At 66.0% G+C, this 17,734-nt stretch carries 17 protein-coding genes and 3 tRNA genes; 13 read left to right on the top strand and 7 right to left on the bottom strand.

Annotation, left to right across the window (positions count from 1 at the left end; genetic code table 11):
- Positions 1–2: 2 nt before the first annotated feature.
- From B9C43_RS13210 to B9C43_RS13195, 4 genes are all read right to left on the bottom strand, one after another.
- Positions 3–1,058: a 2-oxoacid:ferredoxin oxidoreductase subunit beta gene (locus B9C43_RS13210; RefSeq protein WP_033390925.1), complete on the bottom strand. Its 1,056-nt coding sequence runs from the start codon at positions 1,056–1,058 to the stop codon at positions 3–5.
- Positions 1,055–2,962: a 2-oxoacid:acceptor oxidoreductase subunit alpha gene (locus B9C43_RS13205; RefSeq protein ID WP_084426443.1), complete on the bottom strand. Its 1,908-nt coding sequence runs from the start codon at positions 2,960–2,962 to the stop codon at positions 1,055–1,057. The genes B9C43_RS13210 and B9C43_RS13205 overlap by 4 nt, the downstream gene beginning before the upstream one ends.
- A gap of 208 nt (positions 2,963–3,170) precedes the next feature.
- On the bottom strand, positions 3,171–3,920 hold the full coding sequence (locus tag B9C43_RS13200) for an enoyl-CoA hydratase (RefSeq protein ID WP_084426441.1): 750 nt from the start codon (positions 3,918–3,920) through the stop codon (positions 3,171–3,173).
- A gap of 63 nt (positions 3,921–3,983) precedes the next feature.
- Positions 3,984–4,436 carry an Lrp/AsnC family transcriptional regulator gene (locus tag B9C43_RS13195; protein WP_033390932.1) on the bottom strand — a complete coding sequence of 151 codons (453 nt, stop codon included), beginning with the start codon at positions 4,434–4,436 and terminating at the stop codon, positions 3,984–3,986.
- Between the two features lie 75 nt (positions 4,437–4,511).
- On the opposite strand from B9C43_RS13195, the gene ddaH reads away from it, so the two are divergent.
- The 5 genes from ddaH to B9C43_RS13170 all read left to right on the top strand — a co-directional run bounded on the left by ddaH (position 4,512) and on the right by B9C43_RS13170 (position 8,637).
- A complete protein-coding gene (gene ddaH, locus B9C43_RS13190) occupies positions 4,512–5,336 on the top strand; it encodes a dimethylargininase (RefSeq protein WP_084426439.1) in 825 nt (274 codons plus the stop codon).
- A 167-nt stretch (positions 5,337–5,503) separates the two neighbouring features.
- Positions 5,504–6,268 (top strand): siderophore-interacting protein, encoded by a 765-nt coding sequence (locus tag B9C43_RS13185; protein WP_084426437.1) that lies wholly within the window; start codon positions 5,504–5,506, stop codon positions 6,266–6,268.
- 59 nt (positions 6,269–6,327) lie between these two features.
- Complete coding sequence (gene htpX, locus B9C43_RS13180; protein ID WP_033390931.1) at positions 6,328–7,191, top strand: zinc metalloprotease HtpX; 864 nt, start codon at positions 6,328–6,330, stop codon at positions 7,189–7,191.
- A 46-nt stretch (positions 7,192–7,237) separates the two neighbouring features.
- A complete protein-coding gene (locus tag B9C43_RS13175) occupies positions 7,238–7,696 on the top strand; it encodes an RNA polymerase sigma factor (protein WP_084426435.1) in 459 nt (152 codons plus the stop codon).
- Entirely contained in the window at positions 7,693–8,637 is a 945-nt protein-coding gene (locus B9C43_RS13170) for a maleylpyruvate isomerase family mycothiol-dependent enzyme (protein WP_084426433.1), read from the top strand. Before B9C43_RS13175 ends, B9C43_RS13170 begins: the two co-directional genes overlap by 4 nt.
- Here the strand turns inward: B9C43_RS13170 and rfbA are convergent.
- Both rfbA and B9C43_RS13160 read right to left on the bottom strand, forming a co-directional pair.
- Complete coding sequence (gene rfbA, locus B9C43_RS13165; protein ID WP_084426431.1) at positions 8,623–9,507, bottom strand: glucose-1-phosphate thymidylyltransferase RfbA; 885 nt, start codon at positions 9,505–9,507, stop codon at positions 8,623–8,625. The two genes, B9C43_RS13170 and rfbA, sit on opposite strands and share 15 nt — an antisense overlap.
- Entirely contained in the window at positions 9,507–9,998 is a 492-nt protein-coding gene (locus B9C43_RS13160; protein ID WP_033390917.1) for a YajQ family cyclic di-GMP-binding protein, read from the bottom strand. The genes rfbA and B9C43_RS13160 overlap by 1 nt, the downstream gene beginning before the upstream one ends.
- 114 nt (positions 9,999–10,112) lie before the next feature.
- On the opposite strand from B9C43_RS13160, the gene B9C43_RS13155 reads away from it, so the two are divergent.
- From B9C43_RS13155 to B9C43_RS13120, 8 genes are all read left to right on the top strand, one after another.
- Positions 10,113–10,193 (top strand) — tRNA-Tyr (locus B9C43_RS13155).
- An 852-nt stretch (positions 10,194–11,045) separates the two neighbouring features.
- Positions 11,046–13,652: a putative bifunctional diguanylate cyclase/phosphodiesterase gene (locus B9C43_RS13150; protein WP_084426429.1), complete on the top strand. Its 2,607-nt coding sequence runs from the start codon at positions 11,046–11,048 to the stop codon at positions 13,650–13,652.
- 64 nt (positions 13,653–13,716) lie between these two features.
- A tRNA-Thr gene (locus B9C43_RS13145) sits at positions 13,717–13,789 on the top strand.
- Between the two features lie 51 nt (positions 13,790–13,840).
- Positions 13,841–13,913 (top strand) — tRNA-Met (locus tag B9C43_RS13140).
- Between the two features lie 151 nt (positions 13,914–14,064).
- Entirely contained in the window at positions 14,065–14,229 is a 165-nt protein-coding gene (gene rpmG, locus B9C43_RS13135; RefSeq protein WP_033384328.1) for a 50S ribosomal protein L33, read from the top strand.
- 11 nt (positions 14,230–14,240) lie between these two features.
- The gene (locus B9C43_RS13130) at positions 14,241–14,708 is read left to right on the top strand and encodes an FAS1-like dehydratase domain-containing protein (protein WP_084426427.1); all 468 of its coding nucleotides are present in this window, start codon (positions 14,241–14,243) and stop codon (positions 14,706–14,708) included.
- Positions 14,705–15,109 carry a MaoC family dehydratase gene (locus B9C43_RS13125; RefSeq protein WP_084426425.1) on the top strand — a complete coding sequence of 135 codons (405 nt, stop codon included), beginning with the start codon at positions 14,705–14,707 and terminating at the stop codon, positions 15,107–15,109. The genes B9C43_RS13130 and B9C43_RS13125 overlap by 4 nt, the downstream gene beginning before the upstream one ends.
- 74 nt (positions 15,110–15,183) lie before the next feature.
- Positions 15,184–16,404, top strand: a complete 1,221-nt coding sequence (locus B9C43_RS13120) for an aminotransferase class V-fold PLP-dependent enzyme (protein ID WP_084426423.1) — start codon at positions 15,184–15,186, stop codon at positions 16,402–16,404.
- Between the two features lies 1 nt (position 16,405).
- Here the strand turns inward: B9C43_RS13120 and B9C43_RS13115 are convergent, their stop codons facing one another.
- Positions 16,406–17,608: a pyridoxal phosphate-dependent aminotransferase gene (locus B9C43_RS13115; RefSeq protein WP_084426421.1), complete on the bottom strand. Its 1,203-nt coding sequence runs from the start codon at positions 17,606–17,608 to the stop codon at positions 16,406–16,408.
- Positions 17,609–17,734: the final 126 nt, after the last annotated feature.

The following is a 17,734-nucleotide window of genomic DNA, read 5'->3' as shown; positions in this document are numbered from 1 at the left end:
TTTTACTCGACGGTCCAGGTGTCCCGGCCGTTCAGCAGTGCCTGCAGGTCGGCAGGCTTCGTGGCCTTGGCCGTCGTGATCTGCTGGCGTGCCATGTCGTCGTACGTCGCCCGCTGGACGTTCCGGAAGATGCCGGTGACCGTGTGGGACAGGTCCTCGCCGCCGATCCGTGACAGCGCGAACGAGTACGTCGGGTCCTCGATGGTCGGGTCGTGCACGACGAGGTTGTCCTCGCCGACCTCCGAGACCTTCGCGACCTCAAGGCCGCCCCAGCCACTGCGCACGACGCCGTAGTCGCCGTCGGGGCCGAAGCGGATCGGCTCACCCTGCTGCAGCGGGATCAGCCTGCGCTCCTTCTCCTCCGGGTCCTTCAGCACGTCGAACGCGCCGTCGTTGAAGATCGGGCAGTTCTGGTAGATCTCCACCAGTGCCGAACCCCGGTGCTGCGCCGCGGCCTGCAGGACCTCGGTCAGGCCCTTGCGGTCGGAGTCCAGCGCGCGCCCGACGAACGTCGCCTCGGCGCCCAGCGCCAGCGAGATCGGGTTGAAGGGGTGGTCAAGCGACCCCATCGGCGTCGACTTGGTGATCTTGCCGGTCTCCGACGTCGGCGAGTACTGCCCCTTCGTCAGGCCGTAGATCCGGTTGTTGAACAACAGGATCTTCAGGTTCACGTTCCGGCGCAGCGCGTGGATCAGGTGGTTGCCACCGATCGACAACGCGTCGCCGTCACCGGTGACGACCCACACCGACAGGTCGGGGCGGGCCACCGCGAGACCGGTCGCGATCGACGGCGCACGGCCGTGGATCGAGTGGATGCCATAGGTGTTCATGTAGTACGGGAACCGCGACGAGCAGCCGATCCCGGAGACGAACACGATGTTCTCGCGCTTGAGGCCGAGCGTCGGCATGAACGCCTGCACGGCGTTCAGCACGATGTAGTCACCACAACCCGGGCACCAGCGGACCTCCTGGTCCGACTTGTAGTCCTTGGCGGTCTGTTTCTCGTCCGTGGTCGGAATCCCGGCAAGGCCGGGCAAACCGAGGTCGATGGCGGTCATGCCGAGACCCCCTTCACAACGTCTGTGAACACCCCTTGTAGCTCCTCTGCCTTGAACGGCAGTCCAGCCACCTTCGTGTAGCTGATCGCGTCGATCAGGTACTTGGCTCGGATCAGCATCGCCAGCTGGCCGAGGTTCATCTCCGGGATCACCACCCGGTCGTAGGAACGCAGCACGTCACCCAGGTTGGCGGGGAACGGGTTGAGGTGCCGCAAGTGTGCTTGTGCGATCGCGAGCCCGAGCTTGCGGACCCGTCGGCAGGCCGCCCCGATCGGCCCGTACGGCGAACCCCAGCCGAGCGCGAGCACCCGTGCCTTGCCGGACGGGTCGTCCACCTCAAGATCGGGCACCTTGATGCCGTCGATCTTCCGTTGGCGCAGCCGCACCATGTAGTCATGGTTAGCCGGATCGTAGGAAATCGAACCCTTTCCGTCCTGCTTTTCCAGACCACCGATCCGGTGCTGCAGGCCAGCCGTCCCAGGGATCGCCCACTCACGCGCCAATGTCTCCGGATCGCGGACGTACGGCCAGAACTCGTCCGAGCCGTCGGTCGCGTTCGGCTTGGTCGCGAACGTCACCCGCAGATCCGGCAGCGACTCGACATCCGGGATCAGCCACGGCTCCGAACCGTTGGCGATCGCGCCGTCCGACAGCAGCAGAACGGGAGTGCGGTACTCCAACGCGATCCGCGCGGCGTCCACAGCGGCGTCGAAACAGTCCGCGGGTGACTGCGGCGCGATGATCGGCACCGGCGACTCACCGTTGCGGCCGAACATCGCCTGCAACAGGTCGGCCTGTTCGGTCTTGGTCGGCAGACCGGTGGACGGGCCACCGCGCTGGACGTCGATGACGACCAACGGGAGCTCAGTCATCACAGCGAGACCGATCGTCTCGGACTTCAGCGCGATACCCGGGCCGGACGTCGAGGTCACGCCGAGCGCGCCGCCGTACGAGGCGCCGAGTGCCATGCCGATACCGGCGATCTCGTCCTCGGCCTGGATGGTCGTCACGCCGAAGTTCTTGTGCCGGGACAACTCGTGCAGGATGTCCGACGCCGGCGTGATCGGGTACGTGCCGAGCACGATCTCCAGCCCGGACCGCTGGCCCGCGGCGACGATCCCGTACGCCAGTGCGGTGTTGCCGGTGATCTGGCGGTACGTGCCGGAGTTCAGCTTGGCCGGGGCGACCTGGTAGGTCGTGGCGAAGGATTCGGTTGTCTCGCCGTAGTTCCAGCCCGCGCGGAAGGCGAGGATGTTGGCCTCGGCGATGTCGGGCTTCTTGGCGAACTTCTCCCGCAGGAACTGCTCGGTGCCCTCGGTCGGCCGGTGGTACATCCAGGACAGCAGGCCGAGCGCGAACATGTTCTTCGCCCGTTCGGCGTCCTTCTTGGAAAGACCGGTGTCCTCGAGCGCGCTACGGGTGATCGTCGCCATCGCGACCTTGTGCACCTGGTAGGAGTCCAGCGACTCGTCCTCGAGCGGGTCGGCGTCGTAGCCGACCTTCTGGAGGTTGCGCTTGTTGAACTCGTCGGTGTTGACGATCAGCGTCCCACCTGCTGGGAGGTCGCCGATGTTGGCTTTCAGCGCGGCCGGGTTCATCGCGACGAGCACGTCCGGCCGGTCGCCGGGCGTGAGGATGTCGTAGTCGGCGAAGTGCAGCTGGAAGCTCGACACACCGGGCAACGTGCCCTGTGGAGCGCGGATCTCCGCCGGGAAGTTCGGCAACGTCGCGAGGTCGTTGCCGAAGGCCGCGGCTTCGGATGTGAAGCGGTCACCGGTGAGCTGCATGCCGTCGCCCGAGTCGCCGGCGAACCGGATCACGACTCGGTCGAGCTTCGTGATCTCGGTGTGCCTGGTCGACTTCAGCGCGTGGCCGTTGGTTTCACCCTCGACACCTGTGCTCATTGGGCTCGCCTGATCCCTCTCTGTCGCAACCGCGAATTCAGTTGCTTGCCCCACTTCGAGCCTAGTCCTCGAATCTCGCGTCGGCCTCGCACCTAGCTGCAGACGGACTAGTCCTTACCTGTTACCAAAGGTAGATACCGGGCTTGGACCGGTACTCCCGAAGCGGTCTACGTCACATGCCATAAGTATATGTTACCGGTGGTAACACCTAAGAGCGGCCGGTGATCCGCGCTCGCAGCTTGTCCAGCCGCTCAGCGAACTCGGTCGACGCCATGGTCTTCACCTGCGCTCTCAACTCTCTCTCAACGGCTGTCGCATGATCGACATTGCCGGATGTCGCTCGCAAAGTTTGTTTCGTAGTACGGACGAGGTCGCGTGGGGCGTTCACCGCGCCGCTCGCCAGTTGGACGGCGGCGGCGACCGGGTCGGCGGCCAATTGCCACGCAAGACCCTTCTGAACGGCGGTTTCCGCGTCCAGGACGGTCCCGAGCAACGTCATGGCCACGGCAGTCTGCCGGTCGACCGCGCGCTGCAACATCCAGGTCATGCCGCCACCCGGGTGAATCCCAATCTGTAGGAAACGGGCGTCGAACCTTGCCTTCGGGCCCGCGATGCGCATGTCGCACGCGAGCGCCAGATTCAGGCCCGCGCCGACCGCGGCGCCGTTGACCGCGGCGATGGTCGGCAGACTGCAGTCGGCGAACGCGAGGAACCCCGCGTAGATCTTCCGAAGCCCTTCTTCGTGCGCCTCGCCGAGCGTGGTGAGATCCGCGCCCGCGCAGAAGGCGGGCGGCGCGCCCGTGACGACGATCGCGTGCACGTCCTCGTCGTTCTCGCAGGTCTGGACCACGTCGACGAGGGCTGCGGAGATGGGCAGCGTCAACGCGTTGCGCCGATCCGGGACGTTGAGCGTGACGACCGCGACCCCGTCGGCACGCTCGAGCATCACCTCGGTCATGGCAAGAACCGTACGTTGTGGACCCTCGTGTTCGACTGCACGTTCCGGTTGGTTGGACAGTCCTCAGGGCCGCGGCTCGGGCGTCGGTGATCGTTCGAGCAGAGTGGACAGCACCACGGTGGACACGGTCCGGTCGATCATGTCGACCCCGCGCAGCCGTTCGAGTGCGTCTTCGAGGTGATGGATGTCCGCGGCACGCAGGTGCACGATCGCGTCGGCGGCTCCGGAGACGGTGTAGGCGGCTACGACTTCCGGCAGCGGCTCGAGGCTGGCACGAATCTGTCCCGGAGAAACATTGCCCCGGTAGCGCACCTCGACGAACGCCTCAGTGCCCCACCCGAGCGCCTCGGGGTCGACCACGGCCGTGAAGCCACGGAGCACGCCTTTGTCCAGGAGGCGATCGACCCGTCGTTTGACTGCGGGAGCCGATAACCCGACGACTTTGCCGATCTCGGCGTAGCTGGAGCGGGCGTCGGCGACGAGCTGCGAAACGATTCGCTGATCTATCGAGTCCACACGCAACATTCTGCATGCTCAAGCGCAATACTACGAGCTTGATCGATAGCAGACGTGACCCATACATTTCGATCCATGACATCTGCGGACCGGATGCCCACGACGCGGCGGTATCTGATGTGCGCCCCGACCTACTTCGAGGTCGCCTACTCGATCAACCCGTGGATGGATCCCACCAAGCCGGTGGACCACGACCTGGTGATGAAGCAGTGGCAGACGCTGCACGACACCTACGTGGAACTCGGGCACAAGGTGGAGACCATCGAACCCCAGCCAGGACTGCCCGACATGGTCTTCGCCGCGAACTCGGCGACCGTGATCGACGGCCGCGTCCTCGGCGCCCGGTTCCGCGCCGAGCAGCGCGCGCCGGAAGCCGACCACTACCGCAGGTGGTTCAACGAGAACGGCTACCACAACGTGGTGATGCCCACGTGCGTCAACGAAGCCGAAGGCGACTTTGCCTGGACCGGCAGGTATCTGCTGGCGGGCACCGGCTTCCGTACCGACCCAGGGGCGCACGCCGAGGCCCAGGAGGTGCTGGGCGTGCCCGTGGTGTCGCTGCATCTGATCGACCCTCGCTACTACCACCTGGACACAGCGCTGTTCGTGTTGAATGAGGACGAGCCCAACGTGGCGTACTACCCGGGCGCGTTCTCCGAGGGGTCGCAGCATGTGCTTCGCCGCCTGTTCCCCAACGCTGTGATCGCGACGGCTTCGGACGCCGAGTGCTTCGGCCTGAACGGGGTGTCCGATGGCCGCAATGTCATCTTGCCGACGGAAGCGACAGGGTTGGCCGCTCAGCTGACCGCGCGGGGTTACGAGCCGATCTTCGTGGACATCTCGGAGCTGAAGAAGTCCGGCGGCGGCCCCAAGTGCTGCACCATGGAGATCCGCGGCTGACCGCCCTCAAAGACCCAAGCCCCAGGCACGGTGGGTAGTGCCTGGGGCTTGTTTCAATCTGACGTGCGCCGCGCTGCGCTTGCATGGCTGATTGCGAGCGGGCGATGCGAAGCTCATGCGCAGATCCGATGGCTGGGGCTGGTGCTGGGCGGCTTACATTGGGCCTGATGAGTACTGAACGGCGGCGGGCACGCAGGCAGCCCACCAAACTGTGGCGGGTGCCGGTGCTCCGCACCCAGCGGATCACCCCGAGGATGGCCAGGATCACGGTCGGTGGCCCGCAGATCGACGACTTCGTCGGAGCGGGCACGGACGAGAACGTGATGCTTTACCTGTACGAACCAGGGGCTGAGCTGCCTGAGCCGCTCACCCTCGAGTCGGCGCGGACCGCGATGTCGCGAGTCCGGCCGTACATGCGCACGTACACCATCCGCAGGCACGACCCCGTGACGAACGAGATCGACTTCGACTTCGTGCTGCATGGCGATCATGGACCGGCGTCGAAGTGGGCAGCCAACGCCAAGCCTGGTGACGAGGTCATCTTTGTCGGTCCGTCGCCCGCGTATCAGCCGAACCTGGACGCTGACTGGCACCTGCTCATCGGGGATGAGACGGCCCTTCCGGCGATCAGCGCGATCATGCAGGCGCTTGCAGGCAAGACCGTGAAGGCGTTCGTCGAGATCGAGGACGCTGCCGAGGAGCAGGACCTCGACGTCACCTGGGTGCATCGAAACGGTGTTTCCGCGGGCAGTGCTGAGCCGTTGGTGAAGGCCTTGACCGACGCGGAGTTCCCTGAAGGCAGGCCAGCCGTGTGGGCTGCGGGTGAGCGTCAGGTGATGCAGGCTGTTCGTGAGGTCCTGGCGGAGCGGGGCGTCGACCGCGCCGGGGTGCGGCCTGCCACCTATTGGCGGCTGGGTCACGCCGGGTCCTAACAGGAACTTCCCTTCCTACGAGAGCGTTGTTTTGAAAGGAAGTGGGGAAGGAGGGCACCGTGCACGGTCACTACAACGGGTTGAAGACAGCGCTCCTGCTGGGCGGCATGAGTGCTCTCATCCTGCTGGTCAGCTCCCTGTTCGGGCGCACTGCGCTGATCATCGGACTGCTGATCGCCCTCGGGGTGAACGCATACGCGTACTTCAACTCCGACAAGATCGCGCTGCGGGCGATGCGTGCACGCCCGGTATCGCAATGGGAACAGCCTGCGATGTACCGGATCGTGCGTGAGCTCGCGAACGCCGCGCGCCAGCCGATGCCACGGCTGTACATCAGCCCGACGCAGGCGCCCAACGCGTTCGCGACGGGCCGTAACCCGCGCAACGCCGCAGTGTGTTGCACCACAGGGATCCTGGAGATCCTCAACGAGCGTGAACTTCGCGCCGTGCTGGGGCATGAACTGTCGCACGTCTACAACCGCGACATCCTGATCTCGTGTGTCGCGGGCGCGCTGGCCAGCGTGATCAGCTTCCTCGCCAACTTCGCGATGCTGTTCGGCCTGTTCGGCGGCGACGACGAGGACCGGCCGAACCCGTTGGCGATGCTGGCGATCGCGATTCTCGGCCCGGTCGCCGCCGGCGTCGTGCGGATGGCGATCAGCCGTTCACGGGAGTACCAGGCAGACGAGTCCGGCGCCGAGCTGACCGGTGATCCGCTCGCGCTCGCTTCGGCGTTGCGCAAGCTCGAGATCGGCACGCAGCAGGCCCCGTTGGCGCCCGAACCGGCGATCGCGTCACAGTCGCATCTGATGATCGCCAACCCGTTCCGGCCGGGTGAACAACTTGCACGGCTGTTCGACACGCATCCGCCGATCGCCGAGCGAATCCGGCGACTGGAGGACATGGCACGTCGCGGACTGTGACGTCTGGCGGTGTAACAGAACCGCTTCCGCTGGGATTGTCCGAGTCATGGTGGACGGTGACATCCGGCAGCGGTTGGCCTACGGCGACCACAACGCGCTCGCCGAGGTGTACGACCTGCACAGCGCGGCGGTGTACGCGGTCGCGCTGAGCGTCACATCGGATGCAACGGTTGCCGAGGACATCACCGTCAATGTGTTCGTGAGCCTATGGCGTCGTCCGCTCTCGTATCAGCCCGGTCAGGCGAGCCTGGGGTGCTGGCTGGCCGTGCTCGCTCATCGGCACGCGGTGGAATGGTTGCGTAACAACAACATTCCCGCCCAGCGAGTGACCGTCGAACGACCCGTCGTGTTGGCGTCCCTTCCGGACCTGACCAGACAGGCCCTCGAACTGGCCTACTTCAACGGCCGGACGTACCAGCAGATCGCCATCGAGCTCGGAATCCCAGCGGGCACAGCGAAATCCCGGCTGCGGGCCGGTCTGCGCGAGCTGGCGGCGGTGCTGTGAGTGACCACGCGGCAGTGTCGTCGCTGCTTGCTGCCTGGACGATGCACGCGTGCGACAGTCTCGAGTCGGACGCCGTCGAGGATCACCTGCGGAGCTGCGAAACGTGCCGGGCCGAAGTCCGTGGACTCGCTGAAGCCACCCAATCCCTTGCCGGCAAAGGATCCCCGCCACCGAAGCGAGTGCGGGAGAAAGTGGTCACCGCCGTGGGCGCGCTCGACATTCCGCGCTATGCCAAGGCTTACGCGGCCACCGTCGCCGCACTTGACGCACTGCTCAAAGAAATCGACGCGCACCAATGGACAGGAGTCGTGGCGCACGAGCCGTGGAGCGTCCTGGATCTGGTGGTGCACCTGACCGCGACCGACAACCTGGTCGCCGACCACCTCGGACTGCACGTCCACCCCCCGGTGCAGCCCGGCGAAGACCCGGACTCACGCACAGACGTGCTGCTGGCCATGCCGCGCAGCCAAGACGCGGCATGGCGGGAATGGCGACGCCAAGCCGAAGGGATCTGCCAGGCGTTGACCAAGAAGTCACTGCCGCCCGACTTGATGCTGTCGCGTGCGTACGAAACGTGGATCCACGCCCGGGACATCGCTTTGGTGACAAACAAAGACCTGCCCCCGCCGCCACCGGATCACCTGCACACCATCGCGGACTTCGCCGCGCGCCTGCTCCCGCACGCAGCCGCGTACCGCCGCGTCGCCCGCCCAGGCAACGCCGTCCGGCTCGTGCTCGCCGGGCCCGGCGGCGGCACGTGGACGCTGCCGCTCGGCGGCCAGATCATCGGCGTCACGGTCGAAATGACCATGGACGTGATCCAGTTCTGCCTGCTCATGGCGGACAGACGAGAACCGCGCGCGGTCGACGTGATGATCCGCGGCGACGTCGAACTCGGCTACGACCTGCTGGACGCAGGCCCGGCACTAGCTCCCCGTTGACCCAGCGGCGCGGGCGACGGCCATCACGTAGTCGCCGTAGCCGGACTTGGCCAGCTTCGCGCCAAGCGCGTAGCACTCGTCGGCAGTGATGTACCCCATGGTCAACGCGACCTCCTCGAGGCACGCGATGCGCACACCCTGCCGGTGCTCAAGCACCTGCACGAACTGACCGGCCTCCAGCAGCGAATCGTGCGTACCCGTGTCCAACCACGCGAACCCACGGCCCAGATCGACCAGCTTGGCGCGGTTCTGACGCAGGTACGCCACGTTCACGTCGGTGATCTCCAACTCACCGCGAGCTGACGGCGTCAGTCCCTTGGCGATCTCCACGACCTGGTTGTCGTAGAAGTACAGGCCGGTGATGGCCCGGTTCGACTTGGGCACGGCCGGCTTCTCCTCGATGGAGATCAGCTTGCCGGAACCGTCGACCTGACCGACGCCGTACCGCTGCGGATCCTTGACCGGGTAACCGAAGAGCGTGGCGCCGTCCAACGACCACGCCTCGACCCGCAGGATCTTCGAGAAGCCCTGGCCGTAGAAGATGTTGTCGCCCAACACCAACGCGACAGAATCGTCCCCGACGAAATCAGCACCGATGATGAACGCCTCAGCCAGACCGTTCGGTGCGGCCTGCTCGGCATACGAGAAGTTCACGCCGAACTGCGAACCATCCCCGAGCAGCCGCTCGAACTGCGGCAGGTCGGCAGGCGTCGAGATGACCAGGATGTCCCGGATCCCCGCGAGCATCAACACCGAAAGCGGGTAGTAGATCATCGGCTTGTCGTACACCGGCAGCAACTGCTTGGAGACAGCCTGCGTGATCGGGTGCAGCCGGGTCCCGCTCCCCCCGGCGAGAACGATGCCGCGCATCAGCGGTAGTTGGTGAACTGGAGGGCGATCCCGAAATCCTTGTTCTTCAACAACGCGATCACATCCTGCAGGTGGTCCTTCTTCTTGCCGGACACCCGGAGCTGATCACCCTGGATCTGCGCCTGAACACCCTTCGGGCCCTCGTCACGGACCGCCTTGGCGATCTCCTTGGCCTTGTCGGCCGCGATGCCCTGCAGGATCTTGCCGGACGCCTTGTAGATCTTGCCCGACGGCTTGGGCTCGTCGGACTCGAACGCCTTCAACGAGATCCCGCGCTTGATCAGCTTCTCCTTGAAGACCTCGATCGCGGCAAGACACCGCTCCTCGGTCTCGGCCTCGACGGAAAGCGACTCCTCACCCGTCCAGTCGATCTTGGCGCCGGTGCCACGGAAGTCGAACCGGGTCGACAGCTCCTTGCCGGCCTGGTTGATCGCGTTGGTCACCTCCTGCCGGTCGACCTTGCTCACCACGTCGAACGACGGGTCCGCCACGTCACCGCACCTCCGAGTCGATCCACCAAAAACCCAGGCGATGCTACCGCTGAACGCGCAACGGGATACCCGTTGGCACCCGGCTCAGGGCGTTGGGTACAGTTTCCTCACCCCGGCGGGTTGCCCGAGTGGCCAAAGGGAGCTGACTGTAAATCAGCCGCGCAAGCTACGGCGGTTCAAATCCGTCACCCGCCACGGGCTCTGGGCGACCCTGCTCGTTGCTTTGCAACTTCGCAGGGTCGCCCTCCATTATTTTGGGGGGCCGAGCCCCCCAAGCCCCCCACGGTGCTTGTTCCTTCTGAACCAGCGCTGGGCACTTTTTGCTTGGACCAACGCAGGCGGCTTTGCCGCTTCAGCCTCAGGCTTGGCCCTTTGTGGCTTTGGCCTGTTGTTCCGGACCTCTTTGGGCCTTGTGCGGTCGGTGGCGCTTTGTCGCTTCGGCTGCGGGCTTGGCTCTCTGTGGATGTGGTCTTGTTTGTTTCCGGGCTCTTCGGGTTTTGGCTTGCTTCGTGTTGTTGGGGCTACCGTGCGTGGTTCTTCGGGTCTGTCTGATTTCAGGGCGGGACTTGGTTGGGGCGTTGTTTTGGACGCGAGAGCGCTGGCCCGTTCGGCCGGGTGGCGGCGGGATGGGTCCTGTGTGGACTGACTGGCGTCCGATGATCTTGTTGTGGTTGCTTCGTTACCCCAGATGGGCGTAGTTGGTTGTGGTCGCGATAACAGATTGGTCTCAACGTTGGTGGTGGCCGGATAAAGTCTGCGTCGCGGCATCGTTCCGCCGCGGATTCTTCGCTACCAGCCGGTTCAGGCGTGGAAACTTCGCCTGCCGTCCAAGGGGTTGGAAAGTGATCAACGTCATGTCCGTGGTGCGGCACGAACGCGCCTGGTTGTCACCGGTTCGCGAGGTCGGCGGGGACTCTGTGCCGTCGGAATGGGTGGCTATTTCGCCTGATCGGGGTACAGTAGCCCGACTGCGCAAGCTGTGGTGACGCTGTGGTGATGCCGCGACGTACCCGAGATGCCCGTACCCCGGTCGGACGAGGAGGCGGCATGGCGGAGCGACCGGATGCCGTGGAGCCGGTAGATGAGACCCCGCTTGTCCGTCGTTTCCGTTTCTACTCTGTCAGCGTTGTCATCCTCGGTTTGCTCGGGGCCCTCCTTGTCTCGTGGTGGCTCCCGCCGACCGACTACAACACCGGCCACATCTGGACCGGGTTGTTGCTGGTCGTCGGCTTCCTTGTGGCCGAGCAGCTCGCCATCAACGTCGACGTCCGCAGTGGCGTGAGCTGGTCGATCTCGTTCACCGAGATCCCGCTCGCCATCGGCCTGTTCGTCGCGCCCTTCGAACTCGTGCTGCTCGCGCACGTCATCGCGGGCGTCAGCACTCTCCTTATCCGTGGCGTGCATGACCGCGTGCTCTACAACGCGGGCGTGCTGGTGATCGAAATCAGCACCGCGTTCGCCGTGCTGCACGCTTTCCAACTTGGCCTCGACGGCGTCGGCCCCAGTTGGGCGGGCGCGTTTGTCGGCGCATTCGCCGCGCCTGTCTCGAGCACGCTGCTCGGGCTGGTCACGGTGCACGTCCTCGGCAGGCGGATGCGGCTTTCCGCGGGCATCCTGCTGGTTGGCCGCACGCTCGTGCTTGGCATGGTCAACTCCGCGGTCGGTGTCGTCGGTTACGTGGTGACCGTGCAGGAAGAGGGCGGCTGGCCGCTGATCCTGCTTGCGCTGTCCGGCTTCGGTGCGCTGTACGTCGCCTACTCCGGCCTGCTCCGCGACCAACGTGATCTTGAGGCGCTGTCCCAGGTCAGCTTGATCGTCGCGCGCTCGGGCCAGCAAGCCGCCGCGAAACCGGCGTCCGGCCTCGACGACATCGCCGCGGGCGTCGCCAACGACGAGTGGCACGCGATCGCCGAACGGATCAAGGACCAGCTGTCCGCGACCAGAGTCGTGCTGCACATCAGGTTCGATCCGCAAGCGCCGATGCGAACCATCATCGCGGGCACGGACTTGCCGCAAGAACTGAACGCTGGTGACGTGACGGGCTCCAAGGGTGACCCGTTGCTGCGTCTACCTGGCTCGCACGTACGGCATTTCCGTCGGATCGACGCGATGCCCGAGATCCGTCAGTCCTTGCTGCGTAGGGACGCGACGGAAGCGCTTGTTGTCCCATTGCGGAGCGCGAGCCACCTGCTTGGCGTTGTCGAAGCGCACGACAGGCAGAGTCGTTGGCGTGGCTTCGGTACGGCCGACATGCGCTTGATCGGCACGATGGCCAGCCACCTCGCGACCGCGTTGGACAACCGCAGGCTGCTGTCGAGGCTGCGCCACGACGCGTACCACGATCCGCTGACCGGCCTGCTCAACCGGCCGGGATTCCGGCAGGCCGCGACCGAGGCGTTGCGCTCGGACCCGCAGGCCATGGTCGTCCGGGTCGACCTCGACGTGCTGTCCACGGTCAGCGACGCGCTGGGTTACGCCTGGGGCGACCGCATGGTCTCCGCGGCGGCGCGCCGGATCCGTGACACCCTCGGCCCGGAGAGCATGATCGCGAGGCTGGAGGGCATGGGCTTCGCGGCTCTGCTGCGCAGCCGTCCGATCGACGAGATGCACGCCCTCGCGGAACGCCTGAGGGACATGCTGATCGCGCCATACGTCGTGGAACGCCTCACGCTCGACGCGGGCGCCGTCGTCGGTTACGTCTCCGCCACGATGGAAGACGAGCAGACGGTCATCGACGTGGACACCTTGCTGCAGCACGCTGACGTGGCGGTACGCGCCGCGAAGGCGGGCGGCGAGCCGGTTCGCGCGTACATGCCGAGCATGGGCCAGATCTTCCTGCGCCGGTTCCAGCTGGTCACCCAGTTCCGGCACGCGGTCGAGACCGGCCAGGTCAAGGTCCACTACCAGCCGAAGGTCGCGCTGCCCAGCCGCAACGTGCTCGGCGTGGAAGCGTTGGTGCGCTGGACACATCCGGAGTACGGCAACCTCGACCCGGACGAGTTCGTGCCCGCCATCGAGGCCGCCGGCCTGGTCGGCGCGCTCACCGGGTTCGTGATGGAGCAGGCGCTGACCAAGGTCCGCAAGTGGCTCGACAAGGGCCTGCGCATCTCGGCCGCGGTCAACATCTCCGTGCGCAGCCTCGCCGAACAGGACTTCCCCGAGCAGGTCTCGGACCTGCTGTCCCGCTACGGCGTACCGGCCGAGCTGCTGACCCTGGAGCTGACCGAGTCCGGCGTGATGGCCGACCCGCAGAAGGCACTGCCGGTGCTGCGCAGGCTGCACGCGCTCGGCGTGATCCTCGCGGTCGACGACTTCGGCACCGGCTACAGCTCGCTGGCGTACCTGCGGCAACTGCCGGTGGACGAGGTCAAGATCGACAAGAGCTTCGTGTTCGGCATGGGCACGGACCTGTCCGACCTCGCGGTGGTGCGTTCGATCGTCGAGCTCGGCCACTCACTGGGCCTGTCCGTGGTCGCCGAGGGCGTCGAGGAGGACGTGGCACGCGACCAGCTGTCCGCGATGGGCTGTGACGTCATCCAGGGCTACCTGATCTCCCGTCCGCTGTCGGAGAGCAGGCTGGAGGCCTGGTTGCAGGCCAGGACGACGAAGACGTCGGGCAGGTTGGACGAGACCGTGCTCACTCTGTTGTCCTAGAAGGGGCCCCCGGTTTTTAATCCGTGGCGAGGGTTGTGTAGAGTTCACCTCGCTCCTAGAGCACGCCCCAATAGCTCAGTCGGTAGAGCGTCTCCATGGTAAGGAGAAGGTCTACGGTTCGATTCCGTATTGGGGCTCTGTGGGCCTAGCCGTGATGTCCACCAAAGGCATCGCGGCTTGATCCATGTGGCGGTGTAGCTCAGGTGGTAGAGCAAACGGCTCATAATCGTTGTGTCGCCGGTTCAAGTCCGGCCACCGCTACGCAATTGGCAGTGGTCTGCTCGCGGAAAGCGCGAGCCGACATTGCTCCGCATTACACTGGGGGCGCTGCCCCCAGACCCCGCCCAGGGGGCAAGCCCCCTGGACCCCCAGGCGGCTGGGGGACCCTCGTTTTACTTAGGAAGGTACTGCTGTGGCTGCCACTGACGTGCGACCGAAGATCACGCTCGCGTGCGAGGTGTGCAAGCACCGCAACTACATCACCAAGAAGAACCGGCGCAACGACCCGGACCGCATCGAGCTGAAGAAGTTCTGCCCGAACTGCGGCACCCACCGCGCGCACAAGGAAACTCGCTGAGCTAGTCCCTCATGGCTCTCGATACCTCCTACATCGGGCGTACTTATCCGGCGTCACCCGTCTACGAGGTGAGCCGGGCCAAGATCCGGGAGTTCGCAGAGGCGATCGGGGACGACAACCCGCTGCACACCGACCCGGCTGCCGCACAGGCCGCCGGGTATCCGGATGTCGTCGCCCCGCCGACCTTCCTGACGATCATCAACCTGGCCGCGATCAACATCGTGATCACCGATCCGGAGCTGGGTCTGGACTACGGCCGGATGGTGCACGGCGACCAGCGCTTCACCTACACCCGTCAGGTGCACGCCGGCGACCAGCTGCGTGCCGTCGTGCACATCGACGACATCATGTACCGCGCGGGCAACGACTTCATCAACCTGCGCGCCGACATCTGGGACGCCAGCGACCAGATCGTCGTGGTCACCCGGGCCCAGCTTGTGGTGCGCGAGGCTGTGAAGCCGGAGGAGGTGCCCGCATGACCGCCGTCGGCGACGAACTCCCGCCGCTCACCGTGCAGGTCACCCGCAAGGACCTGGTCCGGTACGCCGGTGCGGCGCTCGACTTCAACCCCATCCACTGGAACGAGCCGTTCGCCAAGGAAGTCGGCCTGCCGGACGTGATCGCACACGGCATGCTCACCATGGCCTTCGCCGGTCGCGTGATCACCGACTGGACCGGCGATCCCGGCAAGATCCTCGACTACTACGTCCGGTTCACCCGTCCCGTCGTGGTGCCCAACGACGACAAGGGCGCCACTGTCGAGCTCACCGGCAAAGTCGGTGCGGTCAACGACGACGGCACGCTCCGGGTCGACATCACCGCCAAGTTCGAGGGCAAGACCGTGCTCGGCAAGGCACAGGCGGTTCTCCGCCTGCCGTGAGCAGGCCAGTCAGCATCACCCCGTGAGCATCTCGAACCGGACTTTTCGGCTCGGATGCGCTTGACTCGGGGGTTATGAACCGACGTCAGCTGTTGCTCGGCACCGGTCTTGTGGCCGGCAGCCTGGCAGTCACTGGCTCGTCCGCATCGGCTTCCGGCTGGGAGGCTGTGCGCAGCCAGTTCCGCACCGATCCGAAACTGATCAACTTCGCCCACTTCTACCTGGCCTCGCACCCGCGTCCGGTGCGCGCCCGGATCGAGTACCTCAGCCGATCGCTGGACGAGAACTCATTCGAAGCCGTGCACGGCACCAGGACCGACGAGGTCGCTGACTCGATCGCGGGCTACATCGGCGGCAAGGGCGGCGACATCGCGTTCGTGCCGAACACCACGACCGGTCTCGGCATCGTGTTCGCCGGCCTGCGGCTGCGTGCGGGCCAGGAAATCGTTGTGCACGAACAGGATCACTACTCGATGCGGCAGTCCGCGCAGCTGGCCGCGGACCGTGCCGGTGCACAGCTGCGAACCGTCAGTATGTTCGCCGACTCCGCCAAGACCACAGTGGACGAGATGGCCGCCCGGCTGCGATCCGACATCACGCCCCGGACCCGCGCGGTCGGCGTGACCTGGGTGCAGTCGAGTACCGGTGTACGTACGCCCCTTCGCGAACTCGCGGCCGTGGTGGCCGAGGCCAACCGTGGCAGGGCGGAGCAGGACCGCTGTCTGCTGGTCGTTGACGGCGTGCACGGCCTGGCGGCGGTCAACGACGACCCCGCACTGACCGGCGTGGACGTTTTCGTTGCCGGAACGCACAAGTGGCTGTTCGGGCCGCGTGGCACCGGGATCATCTGGGTGAAACCGGACGCCATCCAGCATTTCGTCCCGACTGTGCCGTCGTTCGACCCGCGGACACCGACTTCCAACCTCGGTCCCGGCGGATTTGTCGCGTATGAGCACTTGTTCGCGCTGCCTGAGGCCGTGAACTTCCACCAGCGGTTGGGACGCGGGCAGGTGACCGCGCGGATCACCGAGCTGCAAACGCAGGTCAAGGACGGGCTGGCGAAGATCCCTGGTGTGACCATGCGCACGCCCGCGGATCCCGCGGTGTCGGCAGGAGTCGCGTGCTTCGACTTCGACCGGCTGCCACCAGACGAAGTCGTGAAACGCCTGGGCGCCAAGGGAATTCAGATCACCGTGGCGCCGTACGCCACCCAGCACCTGCGGATCGGGACGTCGATCCTGAACACACCAGAGGAGATCGGCAAGGTCCTGCGAGCCCTCGCCGATCTCCGCTGAGCTACTTGGCTTCGCGCAGCAGGTCGCCCATCCGGGTCAGGCCGGTCGCGAGGTCCGCGTCGCCCAGCGCGTACGACAGCCGGAAGTAGCCGGGGGTGCCGAACGCCTCACCAGGCACCACGGCGACCTCGGCGTGCTCGAGGATCAACGCGGCGAGTTCACTGCTGGACTCGGCCCGCACCCCGCGGATCTCCTTGCCCAGCAAGGCCTTCACCGACGGGTACACGTAGAACGCGCCCTTCGGCGTCGGTACCTCGACGCCAGGGATCGCCGAGAGCATGTCCACGATCGTCCGGCGCCGCCGGTCGAACGCCTCGTGCATCTCCCGCACGGCGTCCAGTGGGCCCGAAACGGCCGCCAGGGCGGCCCGCTGGGACACGTTCGCCACGTTCGACGACAGATGGGACTGCAGGTTGGCCGCGGCCTTCGTGACGTCCTTGGGGCTGATCATCCAGCCGACCCGCCAGCCGGTCATCGCGTACGTCTTGGCGACGCCGTTGATGACCACGCACGTGTCGGCCAGCTCCGGCACGACGACCGGCATGGACTCGGCCGTGGCGCCGTCGTAGACCAGGTGCTCGTAGATCTCGTCGGTGATCACCCAGATGCCGTTGTCGACCGCCCAGCGGCCGATCGCCTCGACCTGCTCACGCGGGTACACCGCGCCGGTCGGGTTGGACGGCGAGACGAACATCAGCGCCTTGGTCCGCGGCGTGCGAGCCGCTTCCAGCTGCTCGACCGTGACCAGGTAGTCCTGGGTCTCGTCGGTCACCACCGGCACGGCCACGCCGCCGGCCAGCGCGATCGCCTCCGGGTACGTGGTCCAGTACGGCGCGGGCAAGATCACCTCGTCGCCGGGGTCGAGCAGGGTCGCGCAGGTCTGGTAGACCGCGTGCTTGCCGCCGTTGGTGACGATCACCTGGCTCGCATCCACGTCGTAGCCGCTGTCGCGCTTGGTCTTGGCAGCGATGGCCTCACGCAGTTCCGGCAGGCCCGCGGCGGGCGTGTAGCGGTGGTTGCGCGGGTCAGCGGCGGCCTCGATGGCCGCCTGCACGATCGGCTCGGGCGTCGGGAAGTCCGGCTCGCCCGCGCCGAACCCGATCACCGGACGGCCCGCCGCCTTGAGCGCCTTCGCCTTGGCGTCGACCGCGAGGGTCGCCGATTCGCTGATGCCGCCGATCCTGGCCGAAACGCGTGCTGACATGGCTGCATCGTCGCAGATCCGCCAGGTGGACGGCCCTTGGGGTGACCGCGATTTCATGGCCGCTCGGGCCTTGCCGTACACTTTCGAACTCGGAACGAAAGTCACTTTGCCCCACGCGGTCAGACC

The organism is Kibdelosporangium aridum (assembly GCF_900176515.1).
GTDB classification, from domain to species: domain Bacteria; phylum Actinomycetota; class Actinomycetes; order Mycobacteriales; family Pseudonocardiaceae; genus Kibdelosporangium; species Kibdelosporangium aridum.
Note: the sequence above shows the minus strand (reverse complement) of the source record. Positions and strands in the feature narration are given on the sequence as shown.